The sequence below is a fragment of the Tranquillimonas rosea genome, from assembly GCF_900111315.1.
Classification (GTDB): domain Bacteria; phylum Pseudomonadota; class Alphaproteobacteria; order Rhodobacterales; family Rhodobacteraceae; genus Tranquillimonas; species Tranquillimonas rosea.
The window spans coordinates 1-3604 of sequence record NZ_FOGU01000027.1 but is presented as its reverse complement, the minus strand read 5'-3'; the positions used below and the strand labels follow the sequence as shown (position 1 = coordinate 3604).

At 56.4% G+C, this 3604-nt stretch carries 2 tRNA genes and 2 rRNA genes; all 4 read right to left on the bottom strand.

Features of this window, described 5'->3' with window-relative positions:
• Positions 1–77, bottom strand: a tRNA-Met gene (locus tag BMZ25_RS20325).
• A 52-nt stretch (positions 78–129) separates the two neighbouring features.
• Positions 130–244: ribosomal RNA gene (gene rrf / locus BMZ25_RS20320) — 5S ribosomal RNA — on the bottom strand.
• Positions 245–320: 76 nt separating this feature from the next.
• Positions 321–3152: ribosomal RNA gene (locus tag BMZ25_RS20315) — 23S ribosomal RNA — on the bottom strand.
• A gap of 318 nt (positions 3153–3470) precedes the next feature.
• A tRNA-Ile gene (locus tag BMZ25_RS20310) sits at positions 3471–3547 on the bottom strand.
• Positions 3548–3604: the final 57 nt, after the last annotated feature.

Here is a 3604-nt window from a genome sequence, read left to right as displayed (position 1 = left end):
TGGTTGCGGGAGCAGGATTTGAACCTGCGACCTTCAGGTTATGAGCCTGACGAGCTACCGGACTGCTCCATCCCGCGGCAATTTTTGTTTTGGTCATCGTATTAGAGAGATACGGATGGTTTTCGCTAGGTTTGGCGGTGACCTACTCTCCCACGTCTATTGACGCAGTACCATCGGCGCTACGGCACTTAACGACCGAGTTCGGGATGGGATCGGGTGTTTTGCTCGCGCTATGACCACCAAACCGAGGGAAAACCATCGTTCCAAGTCGCTCACGTTATGTGATGCGTTTTGATCCTTCAGCCTTGCTGTTTCTGGATCAAATCAAGCCTATCGGACAATTAGTACCGGTCAACTGAACGTGTTGCCACGCTTACATCTCCGGCCTATCGACGTGGTGGTCTACCACGGTCCTCGGGGATACCTTGTTTTGAGGGCGGCTTCCCGCTTAGATGCCTTCAGCGGTTATCCGTTCCGATCATAGCTACCCTGCACTGCGGCTGGCGCCACAACAGGTCCACCAGTGGATCGTTCAACCCGGTCCTCTCGTACTAGGGTCAACTCCTCTCAAGTATCCTACACCCACGGCAGATAGGGACCGAACTGTCTCACGACGTTCTAAACCCAGCTCACGTACCTCTTTAAACGGCGAACAGCCGTACCCTTGGGACCTGCTCCAGCCCCAGGATGAGATGAGCCGACATCGAGGTGCCAAACGGTGCCGTCGATATGGACTCTTGGGCACCATCAGCCTGTTATCCCCGGCGTACCTTTTATCCGTTGAGCGATGGCCCTTCCACTCGGGACCACCGGATCACTATGGCCGTCTTTCGACTCTGCTCGACTTGTGTGTCTCGCAGTCAGGCTGGCTTCTGCCATTGCACTCAACGAGCGATTTCCGACCGCTCTGAGCCAACCTTCGCGCGCCTCCGTTACTGTTTGGGAGGCGACCGCCCCAGTCAAACTACCCACCACACAGGGTCCCGGATCCGGATGACGGACCGCGGTTAGACATCAAGCAGGCGAAGGGTGGTATCTCAAGGATGGCTCCACGGGAACTAGCGTCCCCGCTTCGAAGCCTGCCACCTATCCTGCACATCGCGTGCCTGATGCCAGTGTGAAGTTGTAGTAAAGGTGCACGGGGTCTTTCCGTCTAACCGCGGGAAGCCTGCATCTTAACAGGCAGTTCAATTTCGCTGAGTCGATGTCGGAGACAGCGGGGAAGTCGTTACGCCATTCGTGCAGGTCGGAACTTACCCGACAAGGAATTTCGCTACCTTAGGACCGTTATAGTTACGGCCGCCGTTTACCGGGGCTTCAATTCGGTGCTTGCACACCTCCTTTTAACCTTCCGGCACCGGGCAGGCGTCAGACCCTATACGTCGCCTTACGGCTTCGCAGAGCCCTGTGTTTTTAGTAAACAGTCGCCACCCCCTGGTTTGTGCCCCCGGACCCTGGTTGCCCAGGACCCGGGCCTCCTTCTCGCGAACTTACGGAGGCATTTTGCCGAGTTCCTTCGACATCGTTCTCTCAAGCGCCTTGGTATGCTCTACCAGTCCACCTGTGTCGGTTTAGGGTACGATCTCATGGAGGGCTGTTTCCAGGGACCGCTTGGCTGCCGGACCAATCCGATAAGGCCCGACAACGTCCACGATCCGTCACATCCTCCTGGCCCAGGAATATTAACCTGGTTCCCATCGTCTACGCCTTTCGGCCTCGACTTAGGGGTCGGCTTACCCTGCTCAGATTAGCTTTAAGCAGGAACCCTTGGACTTTCGGCGACAGGGTCTCTCACCCTGTTTGTCGCTACTCATGTCATCATTCTCGCTAGTGATCTCTCCACCGGATCGCTCACGCGCCGGCTTCACAGAAAGCTCCCGTGCCTCCAATCTTTCCGTCTCCGGAAAGTAAGGAGGCATGGAGCTATGTCACACTACGCTCCGCTACCAGTGCTTGCGCACTCCTAAGCTTCGGCTCGTGGCTTGAGCCCCGTTACATCTTCGCCGCAAGACAGCTTGATTAGACCAGTGAGCTGTTACGCTATCTTTAAAGGATGGCTGCTTCTAAGCCAACCTCCTGGTTGTTTTGGCCGTCTCACATGCTTTCCCACTTAGCCACGAATTGGGGGCCTTAGCTGTAGGTCAGGGTTGTTTCCCTCTTCACGACGGACGTTAGCACCCGCCGTGTGTCTGCCATCTAGTACTCCCGGGTATTCGGAGTTTGGTTAGGATCAGTAAGCCTGTGGGGCCCCATTACCCATCCAGTGCTCTACCCCCCGGGGTATTCGGATGACGCTCTACCTAAATAGATTTCGCGGAGAACCAGCTATCTCCGAGTTTGATTGGCCTTTCACCCCTAGGCACAATTCATCCCGACCTTTTTCAACAGGTGTGGGTTCGGACCTCCAGTTGGTGTTACCCAACCTTCATCCTGATCATGCCTAGATCACTCGGTTTCGGGTCTGGTCCCACGAACTCAACGCCCATTTAAGACTCGCTTTCGCTGCGCCTACACCTACCGGCTTAAGCTTGCTCGTGAGACCAAGTCGATGACCCATTATACAAAAGGTACGCCGTCAGCTCTCGAGGAGCCTTCGACTGCTTGTAGGCGCTCGGTTTCAGGTACTGTTTCACTCCCCTCGTCGGGGTGCTTTTCACCTTTCCCTCACGGTACTGGTTCGCTATCGGTCAGCAAGGAGTACTTAGCCTTCGAGGGTGGTCCCCCGATCTTCAGACAGGATTTCACGTGTCCCGCCCTACTTGATATGTCCGATCGTGCTTCCAGTACGGGGCTGTCACCCTCTCCGGCCGACCTTTCCAGGTCGTTCTCGTCACACTCACGGCTCGGCTGGTCCCCGTTCGCTCGCCACTACTAGGGGAGTATCTGTTGATTTCCTTTCCTCCGGGTACTTAGATGTTTCAGTTCTCCGGGTTTGCTCTTTGAAGCCTATGTATTCAGCCTCAAAGTACCTGGTTCAGACACCTATTGACCGGCTCGCGCCGACAATAAGCAACTGTCAGGTGGGTTGCCCCATTCGGAAATCCCGGGATCACGGCCTATTCTCGGCTCCCCCAGGCTTATCGCAGAGTATCACGTCCTTCATCGCCTCTTGCTGCCAAGGCATCCACCAAACGCCCTTCTCGCGCTTGATTTGATCCAGAAAGAGCAAGGCTCTTTCCACGCCGCCGGTCCCTTTGTGCGCCGGCGACAGATCAAAAGCATCACATTTCCCGCTCCCCACGCTGGTTCACATGGGGAACTGTGCCGTCCTCGCGGACGGCTTGGTTAGTGTACTTGACTTGGATAGTTACACGCCTTGCGGAGCCATGCTCCGCGGATCGCGGGCGCACTGCCCGGATCAGCGTGAAACTGATGTGTATCTCTCTAAACGATGTCAAAACGTCCGATTGGACGGCGAAGCGCTGAACCAGCGCTCGGCGATCCAATCGCGCGGGTGATGAACAAGGGAATGGTGGGTCGAGGAGGACTTGAACCTCCGACCTCACGCTTATCAGGCGTGCGCTCTAACCACCTGAGCTACCGACCCATCCGGCGGAGCGTGCCGCCCGCAAAGGGCGCGCCGGCTCCGGACACTCGATGCGCC